The organism is Burkholderia sp. HI2714 (assembly GCF_002223085.1).
Classification (GTDB): domain Bacteria; phylum Pseudomonadota; class Gammaproteobacteria; order Burkholderiales; family Burkholderiaceae; genus Burkholderia; species Burkholderia lata_D.
The window spans coordinates 235,254-256,182 of record NZ_NKFM01000056.1 but is presented as its reverse complement, the minus strand read 5'-3'; the positions used below and the strand labels follow the sequence as shown (position 1 = coordinate 256,182).

Below are 20,929 nucleotides of genomic sequence, written 5' to 3'. Positions count from 1 at the left end.
ATGGCACAACAGCAGCAGCCCAAAAAGGTCAGCCTGAAAAACATTCGCAACCTCGCCGCATGGGACACCGCTATGCGCGAGTCCGTTCTGGGCCTTGCCTGACAAGGGCCTTCATGCGGAAGCCCTGCCGTGCACACGCTCGCCGTTGACGTGCGCGCCGATCAGCAGCACGGCCGTGCCGAGCGCCATCGCGGTGACGCCGGCGACATGGCTTTCCGCGATCGGCCAGGCCAGATAAAGCGTGGCCATCGCCGCCGCGACGAGCCACTGCGCGAGCGGCGAGGCCAGCCGCTGCCCGTTCGCGCGCTCGGCCAGCAGCGCGGTGCAGCAGCCGATCGCGATCCCGTCGAACGACGCGAAGTACGCATAGAGGAACCCGCCTTCATCACCGGCGTGCGTGAAGCGGTACACGGGCCCGATCGCGGCGACGACCACCCAGAACGCGACGAGCCGCGCATCGCGGCGCAACGCGATGCACAGCAGCGGAAACGACAGGTAGAACACCTCTTCGACCGACAGCGACCACAGCACGCCGAGTGCGTAGTTGACCCACCCGTACGCGCCGATCAGCACGTTCATCCAGAACGTCAGCGATGCGAGATTCACGAGCCAGAACGACACGGCGATGCCCTCCGGCGCATGGTTCTGGAAGATCGGCACGCCGGCCGCCGCGAGGCCGTTGACGAGCGCGAGCAGCAGGAGCAGGCACGGGACGATGCGCGCGATACGCGACACGTAGAACGCACGCACGTCGACCGCGCCGAGGCTGCCCCAGCGGCGGCGCGCATTCGACGTGATCAGGTAGCCGGAGATCACGAAGAACATCGTCACGCCGTAGTTGCCGTTGCGCGCGATCGCATGCACCGTGTCCCAGCCGATTGCGCGTGCGAGCGACGTGTCGCGCAGCGAGTAGGGGATGTTGAAGTGGTGCAGCAGCACGAGCACGATCGATACGCCGCGCAGCAGGTCGATCCGCGCGTTGCGCGGGCCGGTGCTCATTGCGGCTTGCCCGGTTCGGCGAGGGCAGGAAGCGTCGCCAGGAACGTATCGCGTGCGCGCAGGCCGGCGTTCGGCGTCCGCCGCTCGTCGTCCTGGATCAGGTACGCGAACGCGACCTTGCGCGGCCCCTTGGCCGCCCAGCCGACGAACCAGCCGTATGCGTGCGACGCGTCGTACTTGCGCCCCGGCGACCCGGTGCCCGTCTTGCCATGCACGATCCAGCCGTCGGGCTGCGTGTCGATCAGCGTGATGCGCTCGGTCATGTCGTACGCGTGCGCGCTGACGGGCAGCGTCCGGTTCGCGATCTTGCGCATGAAGCCGACCTGTTCGAGCGGCGAGATGCGCAGCGACGCGTTGACCCATGCCCCCATCACGCCGTTCAGTTCGCCGGTCGGACTGGTCGCGTCCGCGTTGCCGTAGCCGAATGCGGTCGTGTACTGCTGGAAGCGCGTCTGCCCGAGCGCCTGCGTGACCTGCTGCGAGTACCAGAACACCGACAGCTTCATCCAGCGCGCCGGATCGGTCGGCTCGCGCCATGGCGCGCCGCCCCAGTCGGGGTAGCCGGCGTGGAAGTCGAGCGTCGGGGTGTGTTCGTCTTGCAACACGCCCGCATCGAAGCCCATCAGGCTGATGGCGACCTTGAACGTCGACGCCGGCGTCACGCGGGTCGCGCAGTCGCCTTGCTGCACGAGCACCTGGCCGGTGGCGGCATCGGCGACGACGGTGCAGATCGGGCGGGCATGGGAAGTCGCGGCGGCCAGAAGGCCGGCGGCGAAGGTGAACAGCGCGCGGCGCCAGTGCTTCAAGTGACACTCCTTCGGATGGGGTGGCACACAGTGTATCGACGGATGGCTGGCTGTCGACCTGTCACGGTTGACGGGGCGGCAGGCGGTTCATGACACGGGATGACACGATCGAACCCGGATATCCGGGGACGTCGTGCAGTCACGGGGCAATGCGCCGTTGATCAATATCCGGCAACGGCGTAATAGATCCCGAGGCACGCAACGGCGATGAGCGGGAGCGCGACGAGGATGAAGGCAATGCGACGGATGCCGTGCAGGCGCGTCACGCCGACATACAGGCTGAGGGATCCGAAAAAAAGCGTCACCGGCCAGTAGAGGGCGCCGTAAAGGACCGGGATGATCCAGATGGGCAGGTCGATGCCGATGTCACTCATTCGGGATGCCCCGTCGTATGTGTGGACGTGCGTGCCATCGTGTCCGGCTGGCGCCCCGATCCGGCGTGCCGACTTCCGACGAGCATTCCGCATAGGCCTGCACTCGCCGGTATCACCGGCCGCGTGCGGTGGCGTCGGCATCGTTGCATCTGCCGTGCGCCCGCTCGCTTTCGTCCGGCGAACGAGCATGGCGCAACGGAGTGAGAGGCGGTCACGCTCGCATCGTCACGTCGACCCGGTGTGGATGGTCGCGGCCCAGTCGGCAGGTGAGCGACCCATGAAAAACTGGTTTCGCCACGTCGCAATGCCGAGATTGACGGCACGGACGCTTACCACGTTGACGAGATCCTGCTTCCGCAGCCAGGCCGATGCGGAAAGCGCTGCGTGTGCAACATCAGTCGCGCCGGCCTTGTTCATCAGCGCGGGCGTGCTCGCGAGCACGGTGATGGTGGCAACCGATTTCGCCGTCTGGCCCGCTGGGCCGATCGTCCGCGTGTTGCCGATCCAGACGCCGCTCTGGATCACGCCCGGAACGGTGGACGTCGCGCGCTGGATCTGACGGATATCGGCCATGCGATCGTCATCGATCAGCCGCGTTGTCGCAAAACGACTGCCGACGAACAGAAGCAGGCCAAGGGCAGCCAGGATCGCCCAGTGCTTCCGGCCAACCGGAGCGGCCTCCTCGACGGAGGCCGCGACACGCACGACCCTGCTGGCGGTGAGCAGATCCTGTACGGTCTGGCGGCTCGGCCGGTTGAACACGAGCAGATACAGCAACGCCATGCCCCAGAAGAACATGACCGCGCCGTTTGCGGTGGCGAGCCATTCCGTGCCCGGCTCGTGAAGCGCGGGCAGGTCGATAAAGGCGATGCCGCCGAGTATCAGCGGAACGGCGATCAGCGCGTACCGTGCCCACGCGCGGAGGTACCCGGGACCGGGTCCGTCAGGGGCGGTGCTGTCGGCAACACGGATCTGCATCACCCGCTTGCCGAGCGATTGGTGTCGACTCCCGCCCTCGAGCAGGCCAAAGTAAATGGAACCGATCAGGAAGCCGATCAATCTTCCCCATTCGCCAATCGTCGAAAGGGCATCGAAGAACAGGATTGCGATCGCTAGCCCGATCAATCCGAGAAGGATTGAATCGATCGAAAAGGCGGCGGTTCGTCGCCAGAAACCGGCGGCACCGTGCGATTTTTGGTTTTCGTTACGGTCCATTGCAGTAGCCCCCGATGTGTTGTGTAAGTCGAGCCGTTTGGGCTCTTTGCGGCGCGAGGCCGTCGGATTGCCGATGCCGATACCGCCCCGGTGGTGACAGGCAGATGATATCGGCCGGCTTGACGCGGAATTGCTAACTATTGTGAGCAATGCGCAAGCGCGAACGTCCTTCATCCCGCAAGCGGTGCATCTGCGATCGACCCGAACGCGGCACGGGATGCGCTCCCACATGGGCAGTGCAAGCCCTGCGAACGTATCGGCGCGGGCATGGGATCGAGACAGGCCCCGACGGACATGAAAGGCTGGAAACGATTGTCGTGGATTTTCGTGAGGCCGTCGAACGTGTGGGTCCGGTTCGACGCGGTAGCCGCTGTCGCGCACGCGCGCCGGAATCCGGCGACGAACCACGAAAAAGCCCGCCGGCAGGCTTGCGCTTGCGGGCGGGCAAAGACACCTCGGGCAGACCCGCGCGGGTGTCGCGTGAAGAACGAAGAGCCGGGTTACATCAGAACTTGTGGCGCAGCGCGACGCGCACGGCCACCTGGTTCGACGTCGACGACGGCGCGTCGGTGCCGGGGATAAACGCGTTGTCGAGGATCGAGTTCGTCTTGTCGCCGGCGATGTGCTGGTACGCGGCCTGCACGTACACGTCGGTGCGCTTCGACAGGTTGTAGTCGGCCATCAGCCCGGCCGAATGGATCTTCGGCTTCGCGTTGCCCGTCGATGCGTCGTACTTCTCGAGCGACAGCACGTACTGCGCGCCGACCATGAACGCCGGCGTGACCTGGTACGAGCCGTTCACCTCGAAGTTCTGGTACTTGATCGCGCTGACCGTCGCGCCCGGGGCGATGATCGCGCCCGGCGTGCCGAGGTAGCCGTTGCCGGTCGGGTTCTTGTAGTTCGAGTTCGTGTACGCGAAGCCGACCGTCGCCTGGCCGAACGTGTAGTTGATGCCCGCGCCGAACACGCGCATGCGCTCGGCGATGTAGCTCGCGTCGTTCGCGGTGATCGCGCCGGCCGAGCCGTCGCCCGGGCGGTTCGCCTGCAGGTACGCGGCGCCGATCAGCAGGCCGTTGTTCTGGTACTGCGCGCCGAAGCTGTACGCGCGGTTGTCCGAGAAGTTCGTGCTGTTGCTGAAGCTGTATGCGCCGCCGAACTGGAAGCCGCCGAAGTTCGGGCTGGCGTACTTCACCGTGTTGTCGAGGCGGAACGAGTTGTCGGTGTTGTCGTTGTCGAACGGGTGCGCGAGCAGGTAGCCGCCCCAGTTGCCGTTGGCCGTGGTCGGCGCGAGATAGTCGACGACGGAGTCGTACTGGCGGCCGAACGTCAGCGTCCCGTACTGCGTCTGGCTCAGGCCGACGTACGCCTGGCGGCCGAACATGCGCCCGCCCTGGTTGAGCCGGCCGCTGTTCACGTCGAAGCCGTTTTCGAGCTGGAAGATCGCCTTCATGCCGCCGCCGAGATCCTCGCTGCCCTTCAGGCCCCAGCGGCTGCCCTGCGCGTAGCCGCTCGCCATTTCGTAGACGTGGCCGGTGCCGACGTTGTTCGTGTAGTTCAGGCCTTCGTCGATCACGCCGTACAGCGTGACGCTGCTTTGCGCGAACACGGGGGCGGCGAAGGTTGCCGTTACGGCGAGCGCCGTCAGGGTCTTTTTCATTGAGATCTCCGGGATATCCAGCTGGTATCGGTTGTCGTGAGCGCGTCCGGCGAGGCGCGCCCCGTCATCCGGGGCGACCCGATGCAGCGCGCGCGGCGCCGGGTCGCGCAACGCGCGGCGGCGCGGCAACCGGCAGCGTCGGGTCGTGTCTCCTCCGATGACACCGCGCATTCTTCCCAAGCCGACCAGGAATCGAAAGCGAGTAATTTCGATGGATGGGATCGGGTTCGCCAATGGGGTCGCGACAGGCCGTTTCGACAGTCGAAACGGGGGCGCGGCCGGGCGGTTCGAGGCCGGCCGGGCAAGCGCCGCGCGAGATCGCGTCGCCGCCCGCGCGGCGCCCTGCACGGGCTCGGAAAATCGGCCGCGAAGCCCGTCCGGCGGGCCTGACAGGGCGCCCGAAGATCGATTGACGCTGCCGATTGCAATGATCGGAATTACTCGTTTCCCTAAACAAATTGGCGGCTGAAACATGCAGGCTGACCGGACGTGGATGCGTCCACGATTCCCGGTCGCCGCGCATGCCGCGACGCACAAACAACAGATTCGATTTGGAGACGACCCACCATGCAGATTCGACGACTGAAAACGGTCCTTCTCGCCGCCGCGGCGATCCTGTCCGCGCCTGCCGCCCACGCGGCCGGCGGCGCGTGCACCGACGGCAAGACGGTCCATTTCGCGGGCATCACATGGGAGAGCGGGTCGTTCGCGACCGAAGTGCTGCGGCAGATCATGGAGAAGGGCTACGGCTGCAAGACGGACGTCGTGCCGGGCAGCACGGCCGCCACCGAAACGGCGCTCGCGCGCAACGACCTGCAGATCTGGGCCGAGCAGTGGACGGGCCGCAGCGAGATCACCGCGAAGGCCGTGTCGTCGGGCGCCGTGAAGCTGATCGGCGACACGCTGCCGGGCGGCACGACGGAAGGCTGGTTCGTGCCCGACTACGTGGTGAAGGGCGATCCGGCGCGCAACATCAAGCCGGTCGCGCCGGGACTCGTGTCGGTCGACGATCTGCCGAAGTACAAGCAGGTGTTCGCCGACGAGGAGGAACCGGACAAGGGCCGCTTCCTGAACTGCCCGACGGGCTGGGACTGCGAGCGCGTGAACACGCGCCTGCTGCGCGTGCTGAAGCTCGACCAGTCGTACACGAACTTCCATCCGGGCACCGGCGCGGCGCTCGACGCGGCGATCGCGTCCGCGTACCAGCGCGGCGCGCCGATCGTGTTCTATTACTGGGGCCCGGCCGCGCTGATGGCGAAATACAAGTTCACCGCGCTGAAGATGCCGGCCTATAACGAAGCATGCTGGAAGACGTTGCGCGACGAGAGCAGCACGCACCAGTGCGCGTCGTCGTACATGGTGTCGCGGCTGACGGTCGGCGTGTCGAAGCCGTTCGCCGATGCGAACCCCGATCTCGTCGGCGTATTCGGCAAGGTGCGATTCCCGATGGACTTCCTGAACCAGACGATCCTCGAGATGACCACGAAGAAGATCGACGGCGCGGCGATGGCCACGCAGTTCCTGAAGACCCGCCAGGACATGTGGAAGCAGTGGGTGCCGGCCGACGTCGCGCAGAAGATCGCCGGCAGCCTGAAGGGCGCGTAACCTGCACACGGCGGCGGGCCCGCGCCCGCCGCCGTCACGCGCCTTCGCGGCGCGACGGAGAATCAAATGAACGGCTTCTTTCTGCACCTGTCGATCGCCGACTGGGTGAACAGCGCGCTCGAGACTTTCGTCGCGCAATACGGCGACGGCTTCCATCACTTCAGCGTACTGGTGCTGCGCTACCTGCTCGTGCCGCTCGAAGGCGCACTGCGCGTGGCGCCGCCGTGGCTCGTGCTGCTGGTCGTCGGCGCGATCGCGTGGAATGCGACACGCCGCATCGGCCTCGGCGCGCTCTTCATGCTGCTGCTTTACGCGATCGGCTGCTTCGGCCTGTGGGACAAGCTGATGCAGACGCTCGCGCTGATGCTCGTCGCGACGGTGCTGTCGGTCGCGATCGGCGTGCCGGTCGGCATCCTCGCGTCGCGCAGCGCCTGGCTGCGCCGGATGCTGCTGCCCGTGCTCGACGTGATGCAGACGCTGCCGAGCTTCGTGTACCTGATCCCGGTGCTGATGCTGTTCGGGCTCGGCAAGGTGCCCGCGATCCTCGCGACGATCATCTATGCGCTGCCGCCGCTGATCCGCCTGACCGATCTCGGCATCCGCCAGGTCGATCCGGACGTGACGGAAGCCGCGCGCGCATTCGGCACGACGCGCTGGCAATTGCTCGTCAACGTGCAGTTGCCGCTCGCACGGCCGAGCATCATGGCCGGCATCAACCAGACGACGATGATGGCGCTGTCGATGGTCGTGATCGCGTCGATGATCGGCTCGCGCGGGCTCGGCGAGGACGTGCTCGCGGGCATCCAGACGCTCGACGTCGGCAAGGGCACGCAGGCGGGCCTCGCGATCGTGATTCTCGCGATCGTGATCGACCGGATCAGCCAGGGCTTCGGCCAGGAGCGCCGCGCACGGCGGCGGCTCGCGCAGCAGCGCCGGCAGAAGGGCGCGTCGCGCGTGCCGTACCGGCTGCCGCGCAAGGCGCAGTCGGCGGGCGTCGATTCGAATCAGGCGACGCAGTCGTCGCATGCATAGGAACGGAGGCAGACATGGCGACCATCGACGTCAAACACGTGTACAAGCTGTTCGGGCCGCAGGCCGCGCATGCGCGCGTGCTCGACCTGCTGCGCTCGGGCAAGCGCAAGGCCGAGGTGCTGGCCGAAACGGGCTGTAACGTCGGGCTCAACGACGTGAGCCTCGGCATCGAGTCGGGCGAGATCTTCGTGATCATGGGACTGTCGGGCTCGGGGAAATCGACGCTCGTGCGGCACTTCAACCGGCTGATCGAGCCGACGGCCGGCGAGATCGTGATCGACGGCAGCGACGTGATCAAGCTCGACGCGCACGGGCTGCGCGAGCTGCGTCGTTTCAAGGTCAGCATGGTGTTCCAGAACTTCGGGCTGCTGCCGCACCAGACCGTGCTCGACAACGCCGCGTATGCGCTGCGCACCCGCGGCGAGAAGCGGCACGATGCGGCCGAGGCCGCGCGCAACTGGCTGACGAAGGTCGGGCTCGACGGCTATGGCGATCACTATCCGGACGAGCTGTCGGGCGGGATGCGGCAGCGCGTCGGGCTCGCGCGCGCGCTGGCGGCCGATACCGATGTGCTGCTGATGGACGAGGCGTTTTCCGCGCTCGATCCGCTAATCCGTACCGAGATGCAGGATCAGTTGCTCGAGCTGCAGGCGACGCTGTCGAAGACGATCGTGTTCATCACGCACGATCTGGACGAAGCGCTGCGCATCGGCGACCGGATCGCGATTTTGCGTGACGGCACGCTCGTGCAGGTCGGGACGCCGGACGATATTCTGTCCAGGCCGGCTGATGATTATGTCCGGCGGTTCGTGGAGAAGCGCACGAGTGTGAATTGACGAGGGCGTCCGGGCGGGAAGCCGGGACGGGAGCATGAAGCACGGCACGCCGCGACAGGCGGCGTGCCGTTTTTCGGCACCACGGCGACGGCACGCGATCGTCCACGATAAACCGCCGCACGTCTCGTGGACGTGCGGCGGTCTCGTCGTGATCGTCGAACGCCGATCCGTGACCGGTAATCAGTAATCCCACAGAACTGGCACGAACCGGAATCCGTCGCCGTCCTTTGCGATATGACCGATGGACGGAAACGCGACATGCGCGGCGGCCAGCAGCGCGCCGGTTTCGGCGGCTTCATTGAACAGCGCGATACGCACGGCGACAGCCGCTTCAGGATCGTGCTCGAAGCCGTTTTGCCACTCGGGATGATCGAAATTGACTTCGAAGATCGCATCGCCCGCGAACGTCAGCTTCTCGCCGTTCGATGCGATGTCCACGACGCAGTGCCCGGGCGTGTGCCCGCCCGTCACGCGCGCCGACACGCCTGCGGCGACTTCCACGGTCTGATCGAACTGGACGATGTTTTCACTGTAGAGCGCCACGAACTTCTCGGCCGCCTTGCGGAGTGCCGGGGGCACCGTTTCCGGCATCACCGTCTTGCTGAAGTCGGGATTTTTCCAGAACGCCACTTCCGCGGCCGACACGTGAATGCGCACGTCCGGGCGCAGCTTGGCCTTGACGCCGTCGACATTCAGGCCGCCGACGTGATCCATGTGCATATGGGTGATCACGATATCGGTGAGCGCGGACAAGTCGATGCCGGCCGATTCCAGACGCATCACCGTCTTCCCGGCGCGCGTGAAGTATTCGAAGCCGTCGCCCACGCCTGAGTCGATCAGGATCAGGCGTTCGCCGCTGCGCACGAGTGCGATGTTCAGCGCCCAGTCGAACATGTCGCGTTGCAGGAAGCGGCCGTCGAACCAGGCATTGCGGTCCGCTTCGCTCACGTTGGTGGACATGGTGGAGGTCGGCAGCGGCAGGATGCCGTCGCTGATCAGCACGACGTCGACGTCACCCACGCGGACGGCGTAGCGGGACGGCACGAGTTCGCCTGAACCTGCCTTGCCGAGGTTGGAGACAACCGGCTGAACATTGCGGGTGGTTTCGCTCATCATCAATAGTCCTATTTATCAAGTGGGGTAAGTCGCATTGCAGGGGGCGGTTCACGAGCACGACCACGAATTTCGCGCGTTTCGCTGCGCTCGCCTTTCAACCGGGCGTGAGAAGAATTGTAGTCAGGGGGATGAAAGGCGGAAGCACCGGGCGTGCACACATCATGTTGTTCGACCGGCAACAATCGACGACGGGCGGGAAACGGGGGGCAACGCGGGAGGCGGGCGGATCGACCTGCCGTTCACCGACCGCGACGCTTCATATCCGAAGACGGTTGCATGGCGGCTGCGCGCCGCGCCTGCGATGATGGGGCCGGACGCGCATGCGCTCGCCCATCCGCTTGCGAGCCGGAATCCCCCTGCGAAACGCGAAGCGGCTTGCCGACCCGTGGCCGCGTTCCGCCCGCCGCTCACCGGCAAGCGCCGAAGCCGCATGTCTGCCGGTGTGCGGCGAGCGTCGCCGGTTTCGACGTGCGGCCGCTACTTCGTGCCGAGCACGCAAGCGAGCGGATGCGACGGTACCCCGTTGCGATGGATGGTGATCGACGCGAAGCCGGCGTCGGTCATGAGGCGAGCCAGCGTGTCGGGCCGGTACACATCGTACGGCGCGCGCTCGATGTCGCGTACGGTGATCGCGGCGATGCCACCGCTTCTGACGACGCGGCGCAATTCACCCAGGCCGAGCGCCGGGTTGCGCCAGAAGTAGATGCAGTTGATCGAGAACACCTTGTCGAACGCGTCGTCCGCGAACGGAAGCGCGTCGACGGAGCCGAGCGAGAGCCGTACGCGGCCTTGCTCGATGAACGCGCGATTCAGCTGCTTTGCGGCGGCCAGCATGGTCGCGGAATGATCGACGCCGGCGATGCGGCAGGATGGTGCGGCTTCAGCGGCGAGCCTGATCGCGTCGCCGGGGCCGAACCCGACTTCGAGTGCCTGCTCGCCGTCGCCGATCGCGAGCAGCGACAGCGTCCACAGGTTGTCCGGCCGGTTGTGCCGGCGCATGATGCGGCCGACAATCCGTCCGACGAGGCCCCGCGGCAGGCCGGGTTGCCGAAGATGAGTGGTCATGGCGTTCTCCTTCGCGACGACATCCTGTCTCGTCCGGCGGACGAGTATGTGAGAAGGTTCGTGGCGAAGCGCGAGCGTGAATTGAGCCGTCGCGAGGACGACGCAACGAAGCGCGGGGCGCCGCGTGCGTTTTCGAGCGGCCGCCGGCGGGCACTCGTACACGAGTGAACTGCCGGCGGCCCATGGGTTCCGTGCGGTGCACCGCAGCGGGACGTACGTTGCCATTCCTTCGCGTCTGCCGGCCGAAATCCTCCTACCTGTCGATCACCCGATCCGCGCGTGCCGGCGCTCGCCGCTGACGGGCGCCGAAGAAAAGGCGCCCTATCACATTCGAAACATTTCCGAATGGCGCTTTATCCGGGTTTTTAACGCCTTGGCGGAATGAATTCCCGCACGTCCTTGTCTAGGCGTGCGTTTGCGGTCGAGATCGAATATCCGGCGCGACAGGCATACCCGAATGCGCCCCGACGGCAATCTCAAAAATGAAACATGGCGCACGTGCCGTTCCCGCGCCGGCCTGATCGGCAAGCCCTTGAATGCAAACGGGAAAGGCTTCTGCGCCTCACGGATGCCACGGTACCGTGCCGATCGGCACGTTTCAGCGTTGAAACATGAGTGGCGTGGCGGCGTCGCGCGGGGCAGGCCATGTCGCGTGAAAAATCCCACGGTCTCTTTGTATTCGGGCCGCTTGGAGAATTGGCATCGCCGATGCGTGATGTCGCCCGGATTGGTGCGGTCGGCCAAGCCGTTCCTCGTTACTTCAGGAGGATTTCATGCGTAAGACTTTATTGGCGTCCGCTGCGCTTCTCGCCTTGGGATGCAGCGGCTACGCGATAGCGAATCCATGCAGCAGCAATGCCAGTTCGACGTGCAGCCAGAAAGCGGATGACGGATCGAACACGCTCAGCAACGCGGTCAGCTCAAGCCAGACCAGCTCCACCGGGTCCAATGCAAATGAGGTCTCGCCTGGCGCGAGCGTCTATCAGGATTCCTACAACAGTACCAAGATCGTCGCGATCAGCAAACTCGACGGGTACGTGAGCAATGTCCAGGTCTGGGGCATTGGCAACAACGCGACCAATTCGGGCAGCGCGGCCGGCGGAAGCGGTGGCAAGGGCGGCAACGGCTACGGCTACGGCGGCGTGGGCGGTAACGGCGGCGGCGGCGGCGCGGGCGGCGCCGGCGGGAAAGGCGGCAGCGCGCATAACGGCAGCGCCACGGCGGGCAACGCCAGCAACGGCAGTGCGACGGCCGGCACCGGCAACGGCGGTGGCGGCGGAACCGGCGGCTCACCTGACGCCAGCGGCGGGACTGGCGGCAATGCCACGGCGAGCGGCGGCTATGGCTCCGGCAAGGGCGGCGGCGCCATCGCGGCTTCGGTCGGCGTAGGCGGCTCCGGCACGGGCACCGGCACAGGCTGGGGCGGTGGCACCGGCGCGGCCGGTGCCGGTTCCGCGTGGGCCAAGAATCATGGCAGCGGAAGCGCGTCGGCATCGGCCGGCAGCGGCACCGGTACGGGCACGGGCACCGGCAGCGGTTCGGGTAGCGGCACGGGCGGCGGAGGGTCGGCGGGTACGTCGACGGCTTCGGGCGGATCGGGCTCGGGTACCGGCGGCAGCGGTGCGGCCGCGGGTGGCACCGGCGGCGCGGCGACGGCCGCGGCGGGCAACGGCGGAGCCGGCGGCGCGGGCACGGGCGGCGGCGCGACGAATGGTGGCGCGACGACGACGGCCAGCAACGGCAGCGCTACCGCGGGTAGCGGCGCGGTGGGCGCGATGGGTGGCGCGGGCGGCGCAGGTGGCACCGGCAACGGCGGCGTCGGTAACGGCGCGGTCGGCGGCGCGGGTGGCGCAGGCGGAGCCAATACGGTCAATGCGGGGACATTCAACATGTCCAACGCAATGGCGAGCGTTGGCCAGACCGCGGCGGGCATCATGGTCGCCAACCAGAACAGCGGCATGGCGTCGCTCGTTCAGCAGGCTGTGACCGTGCAGGCGAACCTGTCGGTAGGACGTTAGAACGGCCGGTAGGTCCCGGCGAGCCGGATGCATCGACGCGGGCGCAGGTGATCCTGCGGCTCGCGTTCGATCGCGGATGGACTGACGTGCCGGCAAGGGCGGGACGGCCGAACGGCCGTCTCGCTCTCGTCGGCGCAGGCCGGGCCGATTTCCGTCGATCGACGGTCACGCGGATTCCGCTCCCCGTGCGCCCGGTTCGTGCCGGCTCGCGCAGGGACCAAGGAGACAGCCATGCGAATCCGAACGGCACTTTCGCAGGTGATATTGCCCGCAGCGCTGCTGCCGGGCCTGACGGTCCATGCCATGGCTGACGAGGTGCGAACCGTCGCGGTGGAGTCAGCAGTCGGCGTTGCGCCGGGCGCTGCCCCTTCCCCAACCGCCGCACGCGCGGATCAGGCCGATCCGGCCGCAGCCGTTGCAGCCCCGGCGACGGCGACACCCTCCGCGACTGGCGCCGCGACCGCGCAAGCGGCCCGCTTCGGCGTCGCGATGACGCCCGACCAGCTCGACGAGCATCGGGGTGGCGACGCGCTGATCGGCCAGAACTATCTGACCGGCACGGTGGCCGATAACGTCGCGAACCGGGTGTCGACCGGCTCGAATTCGATCACCGACGGCTCGTTCGCCAATGCGAGCGGTCTGCCGACGGTCATCCAGAATACCGGCGCGAACGTGCTGATTCAGAACGCGACGGTGCTCAACGTGCGCTTCGGGAATTGAGCGATGAGACAGGTTGCCGCCGCGTGCATCGTGGCGCTCGCGTACGCGCTATCCGGCCCGGTTGCATCGGCGGACGAGATGACGGTCGTCGATCCGGCGGGCGCCGGTTATGCGATGCACGTCACGAGTCTCAAGGAAGCGCGATTCAAGCGCACCATCAAGCAGCAGTTCGATTTCAGCTGCGGGTCGGCTGCCGTCGCGACGCTGCTGACTTATCAGTATGACTATCCGATGACCGAGCAGACCGCTTTCGCCCAGATGTGGGAGAACGGCAATCAGGAGAAGATCCGCCAGCAGGGCTTCTCGCTGCTCGACATCCGGCGTTTTCTCGAAGCGAACGGCTTCGTCGCGGACGGCTTCGAGTTGCCGTTGCAGACGCTTGCCAAGACGCACACGCCGGCGATCGTGTTGATCACCGAGCACGGCTATCACCATTTCGTGGTCGTGAAGGGGCTGCGTGACGGGCGTGTGCTCGTCGGCGATCCGGCCACCGGCACGCGGCCGATGTCGCTGGCGAGTTTCGAGCAGAAGTGGGAAGACCATGTGATTTTCGTGATCCACAACCGGCCCGAGCGCGCGGTGTTCAACGATCCGCGGGACTGGCGCGTTGCGCCCAGCGCGCCGCTCTACACCGGCATTGCCCGCGACGGCCTGTACAACGTCGTGATGCCGAAGCACGGCCCGAGCGACTTTTGAGGATCGTCATGAGATCCGAGACCAGGAGGATCGCCGGCATCGCCGCGATGGTATGCGGCGGGGCGACGTCCGTGAGTGCGGCGGCGATGCAGGACGGCGTGCCGACCGCGACTGTCGAGCCTGTCGCGCAGACGAGCACCGTCGTGCCGGCAGCCGCCACGAGCGCGGGCGTCGATACGGCGCCTGCAGAGTCGGGGGCCGGGGGCGTGCCGATCGTGCGTGCCGGGCCGCTCGCGATGACGGAGTGCGCGGCCGGGCCGCCGGCCCCGGAACCGGAGTCGGGCGGCGCGCAACCACGAAACTGGGCGGCAACCGGTGCGATCGCGCTCAGCGACGCGCGCCTCGATGCGATGCGCGGCGGCTTCGATATGCCGAGCGGCCTGAAGATTTCGTTCGGCGTGTCGCGTGTCGCGTTCGTGAACGGCACGCTGGTCACGACGACCAGCTTCAACATCCCGGACATCAGTCATATCACCGCGCAACAGGCGCAGGCCCTGGCGGCCGCGAACGCGGGCGCGTTGATCCAGGTCGGCGCCGGCAACGCCGCGCAGCCCGCCGCGCTGCCGGCGCTGACCGGCGCGGTGATCCAGAACACGTTGAACAACCAGCATATCCAGGCGCTGACGACGATCAACACGACCGTCAACACACTGGCGACGTTCAAGAACCTGAACGTGATGTCGACGCTGAACAATGCGCTGCTCGGCGCGTTGCCGGGGCGATGAGGTTCGGTGAGCGGTCGATGATCGGCGGATGAGCGGGTCATGGCACGCGGGTGCCGGCGTGCGTCGCGCGGCCCGCCGTCGGCGCATGTCGGCGATCAGAATGCAATCGGCACGCGCAGCGTCATGACCACGTCCGGCGTGTCGCGCGTGAGGCCGGCGCCGATCGACAGATTCAGCGTGGTCTTCGGTGACAGCCGGTACGAGTAACCGAGGAGCAGTGAACCGAGGATCACGCGTACCGAGCTGGGAATCGTCTGGCCGTTCTGTTTCGTGGGCAGCACGATGCTTTGGTCGTAGCCGAGGCTCACCGACGCTTTCTCGTTCAGCGCGAGGCCCATGCCGATGTTGAAACCCCAGATGTCGCCGGGTTGCAATTTCCCGATGAAGTCTTTCTGCCCGTCGCGAATCGTGAGGCTGAGATTGTCGCGGCTGAAGCTGTGCAGATAGCTCAAGTTGCCGAAGAACACCACCGGGTCGGACGGAAAGAGCCAGGTGAGACCCGGCTGGACCGCGTAGAAGCCCGAGCCCGTCGGCTGCTCGAGCGGCAGGCCGGTGCCGGTGGCATTGCCGACGCAGCGCGTGACGCAGTCGGTGACGACGTCGAACGGGCTCTTGCCGGTGGCGGTCTTGAAGCGCAGCCAGCCGATGTAATAGAACTTGTCGGGACCGCCGGTATTGAACTGGTAGCGCAGCGTCATTTCGACGTCGCCGAGGCCTTTGCCGTGGCTGTTGAACGCGTTGTCCTGGGCGGAACCGGTGAAGATCTCGCGGCTGATCGTGTCGTTCGTCGAGTACACGTAGGGGACGCGGACTTCGACTTCCATCCGGTTGGTGATCCCGTAGCGTACCGCGACCGCGCCGGTCAGCGTGGTCGTCTTGACTTCCCGCACGTCGACCAGGCCGATCAGCAGCGCGGGGATGATCGTGTAGCCGACGAGTGCGACGCGGTTCGACGACGAATAGTTGAACTGGAACGACGGCTCGACGACGAACTTGTGCTTCGGCGTCAGCACGCCGGGCTGATCGAAGATCGGCGCGACGGGCGGCGGTGCGGTTTCCGCCACCGGCGCCTGGCCGATCGGCTGGCTCGGTGGCGCGGCGGACCCGGCCGCGGATTGCACGTTGCCTGCCGTGCCGGGTGCGCCGCCCGGGGCGCCGGTATCGGCTGGCGGCGCCGCGTCGCCGGAGCCGCCGGCATCACCGGGGCCCGCACCGCGCCGGGCCGCGAGTCCCCGGTCGTCCAGCGCCCGGCTCAGGCGCGAGAGATGGGCTTCCTCGTCGGCCAGTTTGCGCTTGAGCGCGCTCAGTTCCTGCAGATGACGATCGACTTCGTGGCGCAGCGCGGAAATGTTCTCCTGGGTCGACTGGGCGTCCAGCGCCTGCGCCTGCGCTTGGGCCTGAAAGAGCAGCACGCTTGCATAGGTGATGGCACGGATGCAGCGAAATGGCATGCGTTTCACGGCGCGTCTCCCCCTCGGGCCTGCGGTTCCCCCCCGGGGGCACGCCGCCGGCAGGCCGGCGCGTGCGTTGCCCTGGATCGCTTCGCGTCACGCTACGCGTTTGCTGAACGCGCGTCACATCGCACGCGAGCCACCCGTTTCTCGGGGACTTTCGTCAAAACCGAATGCACGTTTCGAGCCTGTGCACACGGGTCGCGCGGCGTGTTCATGGCAGTGTTTTCCCGTGTGCCGACGGGCGTTGTCCCGATCGGACGATGCAGAGGGGGAGGCGCGTCAGTGCGGGACGGCTTCGCGGGTATGCGTCGGCGCGCCGGCGGTTTCCGTGCGTTGCGCGTCCGCCAGAATCAGGTCCGCGCCTTTCTCCGCGACCATCATCGTCGGCGCATTGATGTTGCCCGACGTGATGTTCGGGAACACCGACGCATCGACGATCCGCAGCGCCTGCAGCCCGTGCACGCGCAGCGACGCATCGACCACCGACGTCGCCGCGTCCGGCCCCATCGCGCACGAGCCGCACAGGTGATAGATCGAACCCGACTGCTCGCGGAAATACTGCAGGATGGCTTCGTCGGAATCGACCTGCGGCCCCGGCGAGATCTCCTCGACGGTCATCGACTTCAGCGCCGGCGCGCGCATCAGCGCACGGATCACCTTGCTGCCCTGCACGGCTTCGTCGAGATCCTTCTGCGTGGTCAGCGCGTTGATGTGGATCTTCGCGGCATCTTCCGCGCGGTTCGACGCGATCTCGATCGTGCCGCGGCTCGTCGGCCGGCACGGGTTGAACGCGATCAGGAAGCCCGAATACGGCTCGGGCTTGATGCTCGCGCGATCGCTCTTCGGAATCCGGTACGACAGCGGGTTGAAGTAGAGCTGGAGGTTCGGCTCCGGCGTATCGTCCGTACCGCGGAAGAAGCCGCCCGCCTGGTTCACGCTCATCGCGAGCGGGCCGCGCTTCGTCAGCAGGTAGCGCAAGCCGATCTTCATCTTGCCGATGAGCGTGCCCATCTCGTCGTTCAGCGTCGGCCGGTTCGCCTTGAAGTAGAAGCTCACGCACAGGTGGTCCTGCAGGTTGCGGCCGACGGCCGGCAGCGCATGCACGAGCGGCACGCGCTGGCGCGCGAGCAGCGACGGATCGCCCACGCCCGACAGTTGCAGCAGCTTCGGTGTATCGACCGCGCCGGCCGCGAGGATCACCTCGCGCGCGGCGACGAGCGTTTCGTCGCCGTGTTCGCCCGCGACGACCACGCCGGTCGCACGCGTGCCGTCGAACGTCACGCGCCGCACGAGCACGCCCGAGCGCAGCGTGAGGTTCGCGCGGCCCAGCGCGGGGCGCAGGTACGCGAAGCTGCTGGAGCAGCGTTCACCGTTTTTCGTGTTCAGGTCGTAGATGCCCGCGCCTTCGAACTGCGCGCCGTTGAAATCATCGGTGCGCGGCAGGTTCAGTTGGCCGCAGCCCTTCAGGAATTCGTGGACGATCGGGTGCACGTCGGCCTTCATCGACGTGATGTGGATCGGCCCGGTCGAGCCATGATGCTGCGGATCGGTCGTGCCGGCCGCGTGGGTTTCGAGCTTGCGGAAGTACGGCAGCACGTCGTCGTACGCCCAGCCCGGATTGCCGGCGTTCGCCCAGTCGTCGTAGTCGCTGCGCTGGCCGCGCACGTAGACCATCGCGTTGATCGACCCCGATCCGCCGACCACCTTGCCGCGCGGGCAGTACAGCTTGCGGTCGGCGAGCTGCGCCTCGGGCTCGCTGTAGTACATCCAGTTGTAGCGGCGGTTGTAGTAGGTCTTCGTGAAGCCGACCGGCACCTTGAACCAGAACGACGCGTCACGTTCGCCCGCTTCGAGCAGCAGCACCGAGTGCCGGCCCGATTCGCTCAGGCGGTTCGCGAGGATGCAGCCGGCCGAGCCCGCGCCGACGATGATGTAGTCGTAGCTCATGTATGTCCTTTGCGCTCAGCCCTTCGCGGGGGCGAGATCCTTCACGTCGACGGGGTGTTCGCCCATCTGCAGGTGCAGCCGTTCGCCGGTGTACGGCGTGTGGCGGCGCACGACGTCCATGTCGAGCTCGATGCCGAGGCCCGGTTCGTTCGACGGGATGATGTAGCCGTCTTCCCAGCGGATCGGCGTCTTCACGACTTCCGCGTGGAAACCGCCCCACGTCATGATGCTTTCCTGGATCAGGAAGTTCGGCGTGCAGGTCGCGAGCTGGATGCTCGCGGCGGCGCCCACCGGCCCGTTGTACAGGTGCGGCGCGATCTGCGCGTAGTGCACTTCGGCGAGCGTCGCGATCTTCTTCGCTTCGAGCAGGCCGCCCACGCGCGCGACGTTCAACTGCAGGATCGATGCGCCGCCTGCTTGCAACAGCTTGTGGAATTCGTACTTGGTCGTCAGGCGCTCGCCGGTCGCGATCGGAATCGACGTGTGCTGCGCGACTTGCGCGATCGCTTCTTCCTGGCCGGGGGGAACCGGCTCCTCGAACCACAGCGGGTCGTATTTCTCGAGCCGCTTCGCGAGCCGGATCGCCGACGACGGCACCATCTGCCCGTGCGTGCCGAACAGCAGGTCGGCCTTGCTGCCGACGGCTTCGCGCACGCGTCGGCAGAACAGCTCGCAACGGTCGAGCACTTCCAGCGACAACTGGTGGCCCGAGTAAGCCGTGTACGGGCCGGCCGGGTCGAACTTGACGGCCGTGAAGCCGAGCTTCACGTTCTCGGCCGCGCATTCGGCGGCGAGGTCAGGGTCGTCGTAGTCGTATTCGCCCTTCGCGTTCTTCGGGTACAGGTACGTGTACGAGCGCAGCCGCTCGTGGATCTTGCCGCCGAGCAGCTCGTATACGGGCTTGCCGGCGGCCTTGCCGATGATGTCCCAGCACGCCATCTCGAGGCCGCTGACGACACCCATCATCGTGAGATCGGGGCGCTGCGTGAAGCCGCTCGAATACGCCTGACGGAACAGCCGCTCGACGTGGTGCGGATCGCGGTTCAGCAGGTGGCGTTCGAACACGTCGTCGATGATCGGGGCCATCGCCTTCGGGCCGAACGTCGCCGAATAGATCTCGCCGACGCCTTCGATGCCGTCGTCGGTCTTCAGCTTCACGAAGATCCAGTACATCCCGCCGACATGCGGCGGCGGCACGGCGACGATATGGGTTTCGAGCGAAACGATCTTCATGCGGACTCCTGGAGGCGGTTGAGGCGGGTTTTGAGGAACGCGGCCGCGCCCGCGCCGCAAAGCGCGATGGCCGCGATATAGCCGAAATAGAGCTGGTAGCCGTGCGCGCCCGGGTAGGTCTGCGTCACGTAGCCGTTGATCAGCGGCACGAACACGTCGGGCGAATAGCCGAGCACCGAGATCAGGCCGATCGCGAGGCCCGCGCAATGCGTCGGCACCTTGCAGTCGTCGAGCAGCGACCAGTACAGGCCGCGGATCGCGTAGGTGAGGATGCCGATGAACAGCACGAGCACGACGAGCATCGCCTGCGGGCTGTGTGCCGGTGCGGCGATCAGCCCGACGAGCGACAGCGCGGCAAGCACCAGCGCCCAGAACAGGACGGACACCTTCGATACGCGGTCGCCGAGGAAGCCGCCGCCGATGCCGCCGACGGGGCGCATCCACAGCTTGAGCGTCGTGATGAAGCCGGCCGCCGTTGCGCTGAGTCCGAAATTGCCTTCGTGCAGGTACGCGGAGAAGCTGTAGGTCGCCCAGAACACCTGATAGCCGCAGAACACGATCGCGGCGACGAGCCACAGCTCGGGGATCGCCGCGAGTGTCTTCAGGTCGGTCAGCACGTTGCCCTTGGCGCGCTTTGCGGCCACTGCGCGGTCGCCCGTGTTCGACGGGTCCTTCACGAGCGCGAGCAGCACGCCGAGCGCGATGCAGAAAAACGCGTACAGGTGGACGACGAGCTTGAAGCCGGCTGCATCGGTGCCGCCGCGCGCCTGCGTCACATAGGCGAACAGCGTGATGGCAATCGTCGCGAGCAGCGCCTCGACGAGGCCACGGCCGCCGTCGAGCAGACCGAAGAAGCGACCCTGTTCGTCTGGGCCCGCGATCATGTTCACGCGCTTGATCACGGCGGCCCAGAACGTGAGGCCGGTGGTCAGCCCCCAGCCGCCGAAGATCAGCACCAGCATGTTGAACGACGGCCCGGTCGCATAGACGAGCCCGAGCGCGCCGGTGGCGAGCAGCGAGAAGCAGATCAGCCAGCGCGGCGACAGGCGGTCGGCCAGCCAGCCGCTCGGCAAATAGCTGACGAGGAAGATCGTGCCGAGCGACGAATACAGGTAGCCGAGCTGCACGTCGTCGATACGGAAGAACTGCAGCATCGTCGGCTGGTAGACCTGCCGCAGATACAGCATCGGGTAGATGGCGCCCGCGGCGATCACGAGCAGCAGCAGTTGCAGGTAGCGTTGTGCGCGCGAATGCTGCGACGCGTGAGCGTCGAGCGCCTTGTCGTGCAACGCGAGCGACGCGTTGGGTGTCGACGGTTGGGTCGGCATGATGTCTTCCTCCATCAGGCGTCCTTTAGGCGGACGCCTGCAGATTTTTTATGTGCTGGTGGGGTCAGGGGCGGCGCGCGCGGCGTGGTGTTCGAGTGCGCGC

The 20,929-nt window shown here is 66.6% G+C and carries 18 protein-coding genes and 1 pseudogene; 7 read left to right on the top strand and 12 right to left on the bottom strand.

Going from position 1 to position 20,929, the window contains the following annotated elements:
• Positions 1-114 precede the first annotated feature (114 nt).
• From CFB82_RS31800 to CFB82_RS31780, 5 genes and pseudogenes are all read right to left on the bottom strand, one after another.
• Positions 115-999 (bottom strand): annotated as a pseudogene (locus CFB82_RS31800) (acyltransferase family protein); the annotation flags it as partial.
• Positions 996-1,805 carry an OXA-1043 family class D beta-lactamase gene (gene blaOXA / locus CFB82_RS31795; protein ID WP_089486646.1) on the bottom strand — a complete coding sequence of 270 codons (810 nt, stop codon included), beginning with the start codon at positions 1,803-1,805 and terminating at the stop codon, positions 996-998. The pseudogene CFB82_RS31800 and the gene blaOXA, both read right to left, overlap by 4 nt.
• A gap of 161 nt (positions 1,806-1,966) precedes the next feature.
• A complete protein-coding gene (locus tag CFB82_RS31790; RefSeq protein WP_089486645.1) occupies positions 1,967-2,179 on the bottom strand; it encodes a hypothetical protein in 213 nt (70 codons plus the stop codon).
• A gap of 225 nt (positions 2,180-2,404) precedes the next feature.
• Entirely contained in the window at positions 2,405-3,394 is a 990-nt protein-coding gene (locus CFB82_RS31785) for an RDD family protein (protein WP_179255478.1), read from the bottom strand.
• Between the two features lie 505 nt (positions 3,395-3,899).
• Positions 3,900-5,051: a porin gene (locus CFB82_RS31780; RefSeq protein WP_089486661.1), complete on the bottom strand. Its 1,152-nt coding sequence runs from the start codon at positions 5,049-5,051 to the stop codon at positions 3,900-3,902.
• Positions 5,052-5,618: 567 nt separating this feature from the next.
• On the opposite strand from CFB82_RS31780, the gene CFB82_RS31775 reads away from it, so the two are divergent.
• The 3 genes from CFB82_RS31775 (at position 5,619) to CFB82_RS31765 (ending at position 8,524) form a co-directional block, all read left to right on the top strand.
• Complete coding sequence (locus tag CFB82_RS31775; protein ID WP_069250603.1) at positions 5,619-6,656, top strand: ABC transporter substrate-binding protein; 1,038 nt, start codon at positions 5,619-5,621, stop codon at positions 6,654-6,656.
• Positions 6,657-6,722: 66 nt separating this feature from the next.
• Complete coding sequence (locus CFB82_RS31770) at positions 6,723-7,688, top strand: ABC transporter permease (protein ID WP_089486643.1); 966 nt, start codon at positions 6,723-6,725, stop codon at positions 7,686-7,688.
• Positions 7,689-7,702: 14 nt separating this feature from the next.
• Positions 7,703-8,524, top strand: coding sequence for a quaternary amine ABC transporter ATP-binding protein (locus CFB82_RS31765; RefSeq protein ID WP_069250605.1), 822 nt, complete (start codon positions 7,703-7,705; stop codon positions 8,522-8,524).
• A 180-nt stretch (positions 8,525-8,704) separates the two neighbouring features.
• On the opposite strand, the gene CFB82_RS31760 is transcribed toward CFB82_RS31765, so the two are convergent.
• The 3 genes from CFB82_RS31760 to CFB82_RS42555 form a co-directional block, all read right to left on the bottom strand.
• A complete protein-coding gene (locus CFB82_RS31760; protein ID WP_069250606.1) occupies positions 8,705-9,637 on the bottom strand; it encodes an MBL fold metallo-hydrolase in 933 nt (310 codons plus the stop codon).
• Between the two features lie 480 nt (positions 9,638-10,117).
• Complete coding sequence (locus CFB82_RS31755) at positions 10,118-10,705, bottom strand: class I SAM-dependent methyltransferase (RefSeq protein WP_179255477.1); 588 nt, start codon at positions 10,703-10,705, stop codon at positions 10,118-10,120.
• 324 nt (positions 10,706-11,029) lie between these two features.
• Positions 11,030-11,449 carry a hypothetical protein gene (locus tag CFB82_RS42555; protein WP_143750993.1) on the bottom strand — a complete coding sequence of 140 codons (420 nt, stop codon included), beginning with the start codon at positions 11,447-11,449 and terminating at the stop codon, positions 11,030-11,032.
• Between the two features lie 29 nt (positions 11,450-11,478).
• Between CFB82_RS42555 and CFB82_RS43460 the strand changes: the two genes are divergently transcribed.
• From CFB82_RS43460 to CFB82_RS31735, 4 genes are all read left to right on the top strand, one after another.
• Positions 11,479-12,723 carry a hypothetical protein gene (locus CFB82_RS43460; RefSeq protein WP_069250608.1) on the top strand — a complete coding sequence of 415 codons (1,245 nt, stop codon included), beginning with the start codon at positions 11,479-11,481 and terminating at the stop codon, positions 12,721-12,723.
• Positions 12,724-12,954: 231 nt separating this feature from the next.
• A complete protein-coding gene (locus tag CFB82_RS44185) occupies positions 12,955-13,443 on the top strand; it encodes a hypothetical protein (RefSeq protein ID WP_069250609.1) in 489 nt (162 codons plus the stop codon).
• A gap of 3 nt (positions 13,444-13,446) precedes the next feature.
• Positions 13,447-14,139 carry a C39 family peptidase gene (locus CFB82_RS31740; RefSeq protein WP_069250610.1) on the top strand — a complete coding sequence of 231 codons (693 nt, stop codon included), beginning with the start codon at positions 13,447-13,449 and terminating at the stop codon, positions 14,137-14,139.
• 8 nt (positions 14,140-14,147) lie between these two features.
• Positions 14,148-14,864: a hypothetical protein gene (locus tag CFB82_RS31735; protein WP_231937880.1), complete on the top strand. Its 717-nt coding sequence runs from the start codon at positions 14,148-14,150 to the stop codon at positions 14,862-14,864.
• A 95-nt stretch (positions 14,865-14,959) separates the two neighbouring features.
• Here the strand turns inward: CFB82_RS31735 and CFB82_RS31730 are convergent, their stop codons facing one another.
• From CFB82_RS31730 to CFB82_RS31715, 4 genes are all read right to left on the bottom strand, one after another.
• Positions 14,960-16,324: an acetate kinase gene (locus tag CFB82_RS31730; RefSeq protein WP_069250612.1), complete on the bottom strand. Its 1,365-nt coding sequence runs from the start codon at positions 16,322-16,324 to the stop codon at positions 14,960-14,962.
• Positions 16,325-16,597: 273 nt separating this feature from the next.
• Positions 16,598-18,265, bottom strand: coding sequence for a GMC family oxidoreductase (locus CFB82_RS31725; RefSeq protein WP_069250613.1), 1,668 nt, complete (start codon positions 18,263-18,265; stop codon positions 16,598-16,600).
• A 15-nt stretch (positions 18,266-18,280) separates the two neighbouring features.
• A complete protein-coding gene (locus CFB82_RS31720) occupies positions 18,281-19,498 on the bottom strand; it encodes a mandelate racemase/muconate lactonizing enzyme family protein (protein ID WP_069250614.1) in 1,218 nt (405 codons plus the stop codon).
• Positions 19,495-20,826 (bottom strand): MFS transporter, encoded by a 1,332-nt coding sequence (locus CFB82_RS31715; protein ID WP_089486660.1) that lies wholly within the window; start codon positions 20,824-20,826, stop codon positions 19,495-19,497. Before CFB82_RS31715 ends, CFB82_RS31720 begins: the two co-directional genes overlap by 4 nt.
• Between the last annotated feature and the right edge of the window lie 103 nt (positions 20,827-20,929).

Bases quoted from the DNA above. Each gene is read 5' to 3' on its own strand.
- CFB82_RS31720 (WP_069250614.1), bottom strand. From the start codon at position 19,498: ATGAAGATCGTTTCGCTCGAAACCCATATCGTCGCCGTGCCGCCGCCG.
- CFB82_RS31765 (WP_069250605.1), top strand. From the start codon at position 7,703: ATGGCGACCATCGACGTCAAACACGTGTACAAGCTGTTCGGGCCGCAG.
- CFB82_RS31770 (WP_089486643.1), top strand. From the start codon at position 6,723: ATGAACGGCTTCTTTCTGCACCTGTCGATCGCCGACTGGGTGAACAGC.
- CFB82_RS31780 (WP_089486661.1), bottom strand. From the start codon at position 5,051: ATGAAAAAGACCCTGACGGCGCTCGCCGTAACGGCAACCTTCGCCGCC.
- CFB82_RS31735 (WP_231937880.1), top strand. From the start codon at position 14,148: ATGAGATCCGAGACCAGGAGGATCGCCGGCATCGCCGCGATGGTATGC.
- CFB82_RS31790 (WP_089486645.1), bottom strand. From the start codon at position 2,179: ATGAGTGACATCGGCATCGACCTGCCCATCTGGATCATCCCGGTCCTT.
- CFB82_RS31740 (WP_069250610.1), top strand. From the start codon at position 13,447: ATGAGACAGGTTGCCGCCGCGTGCATCGTGGCGCTCGCGTACGCGCTA.
- CFB82_RS31755 (WP_179255477.1), bottom strand. From the start codon at position 10,705: ATGACCACTCATCTTCGGCAACCCGGCCTGCCGCGGGGCCTCGTCGGA.
- CFB82_RS31785 (WP_179255478.1), bottom strand. From the start codon at position 3,394: ATGGACCGTAACGAAAACCAAAAATCGCACGGTGCCGCCGGTTTCTGG.
- CFB82_RS31725 (WP_069250613.1), bottom strand. From the start codon at position 18,265: ATGAGCTACGACTACATCATCGTCGGCGCGGGCTCGGCCGGCTGCATC.
- CFB82_RS31775 (WP_069250603.1), top strand. From the start codon at position 5,619: ATGCAGATTCGACGACTGAAAACGGTCCTTCTCGCCGCCGCGGCGATC.
- CFB82_RS43460 (WP_069250608.1), top strand. From the start codon at position 11,479: ATGCGTAAGACTTTATTGGCGTCCGCTGCGCTTCTCGCCTTGGGATGC.
- CFB82_RS44185 (WP_069250609.1), top strand. From the start codon at position 12,955: ATGCGAATCCGAACGGCACTTTCGCAGGTGATATTGCCCGCAGCGCTG.
- CFB82_RS31715 (WP_089486660.1), bottom strand. From the start codon at position 20,826: ATGCCGACCCAACCGTCGACACCCAACGCGTCGCTCGCGTTGCACGAC.
- CFB82_RS31760 (WP_069250606.1), bottom strand. From the start codon at position 9,637: ATGAGCGAAACCACCCGCAATGTTCAGCCGGTTGTCTCCAACCTCGGC.